The organism is Pirellulales bacterium, from assembly GCA_019636335.1.
GTDB lineage: Bacteria > Planctomycetota > Planctomycetia > Pirellulales > JAEUIK01 > JAHBXR01.
Genome location: JAHBXR010000059.1, coordinates 1 through 1,554 on the forward strand (window position 1 = coordinate 1; position 1,554 = coordinate 1,554).

Below are 1,554 nucleotides of genomic sequence, written 5' to 3' on the forward strand. Positions count from 1 at the left end.
CGGCCCGTTTCATGGCCTCGACGAGCATCGGCACGAAGTCGTAGCCCCAGAAGGAGAAGCTGCCGAATGCTCCGGCCACCGCGGGTTCGAACGCAAGGAGGCGCTCACGGTAGTCCTGAACCTTCTCGTTTGGCGGGAATTCGAAGTTGGGGCTCGCATATGAGGAGAAGAAAGGCAGCGGGATCGCACCGCCGGTCGCACCGCTGATCGCCGCGTTCGGGTTGAGACCGCGACCGCCGAATGCACCCGCGGCCTGAAGGTCGATAACGGACCGAAGCACCTCGTTCACCCTGGCTTGTGGCCAGAAGAAGAAGATGGCGTCCGGCGCGGCCGCCTTGGCGCGGCTGACATGGCTCGCAAAGTCGTTCGTGTCGGTCGGAAACAAGACGATCTCGACCTCGATACCTGCGGCTTCGATTGCCGGAATGAAGCTCGGAAAGATCGACTTGCTGGTTTCATCGTCCTGCGTAAGCAAGACGATCTTCTTGACACCCAGCATCTCGAGCGCGGCGACCTCGAAGCTCACGATATCGCCTGTCGGCTGCTGAGTGCCAAACAGCAGAGGTTTCGTCGGATCGGCCAAGAGTCCTTTCGACTGCCAAAGTGTTGCGGCCGAGAAGTGGATGACAGCGGCGGGTTGTGTCACTTCCGCAGTCTGGATGGCGAGCGCGCTCTGGGTGGGGCCGAATACGAATTTCACACCGTCGTCTTCGACAAGCTTGGTGATGCCTGCCATGGCGCTCGCCGGCTGGCTTTGATTGTCCGCCTCGATGAGTTCGAGCGTATACTTCGCCCCGCCCACGGTGAAGCCGCCGGCGTCGTTGATCTCCTTGATCGCCATGCGTACCGCTGCGGCAGGCGGCAGCCCGACGGCCTGAAAATTGCCGCTCAGGGATTCGTTGAGGCCGATCTTGACGGTGCCGCCCGTTTCCTGCGCTATCGCGGGAGCTACGGCGAAAGATGCCGTGACGATTGTCGACAGCAGTGCGAATCGTCTGAATATGTCCATGGTTTCCTCCCTGTGGACGCGAGAATTGCCGGGTTTCAGTACTGTCGGTCGGGAACCCTCACGACCAGACCGCTCAACTCCGGCACGAGGCGCACCTGGCATGACAGTCGGCTGTCAGCTTCGCGCTCGGCGGCCGTGCCGGTGAGCATCTCGTCCTCGAAGGAATCCTTGGCACCAACCAGTTCCGGATACGCTGCGCCGACGTAGACGTGGCAGGTCGCGCAGGAGCAGGCACCGCCGCACTCGGCGACGATGCCTGGTACTCCGTGCTCGATCGCTGCCTCCATCAGCGAACTGCCGATCTGTGCCTCGACCCGCGTGCTGGTGCCGTCCGGCTGCACGAAACTGATCTCAATCGTGTCCTTGCTCATTCGGTGCTGGCCGCAAACAGCTCGAGGCGGATTGCGCCTTCTGGACACGCCTTCGCGCCGAGGCGCGCCGCGTCCTCCGCTTCGGGCGGGACGACATCGCCGTCGGCCGCGCAGTAGCCTTCTTCGTCGGTGCGGTAGACCAACGGGGCTCGCAAGGCACACAGTGCGTGACCG

Annotated in this window: 3 protein-coding genes; all 3 read right to left on the minus strand. The window is 62.9% G+C overall.

What is annotated here, in order from left to right; translation table 11 throughout:
- Positions 1 to 1,009 (minus strand): ABC transporter substrate-binding protein (locus KF708_24935; protein MBX3415951.1); only part of this gene is annotated, 1,009 nt, incomplete at its 3' end.
- Positions 1,010 to 1,044: 35 nt separating this feature from the next.
- Entirely contained in the window at positions 1,045 to 1,380 is a 336-nt protein-coding gene (locus tag KF708_24940; protein MBX3415952.1) for a 2Fe-2S iron-sulfur cluster binding domain-containing protein, read from the minus strand.
- A partial coding sequence (locus KF708_24945; protein ID MBX3415953.1) for a ferredoxin occupies positions 1,377 to 1,554 on the minus strand: 178 nt, incomplete at its 5' end. The genes KF708_24945 and KF708_24940, both read right to left, overlap by 4 nt.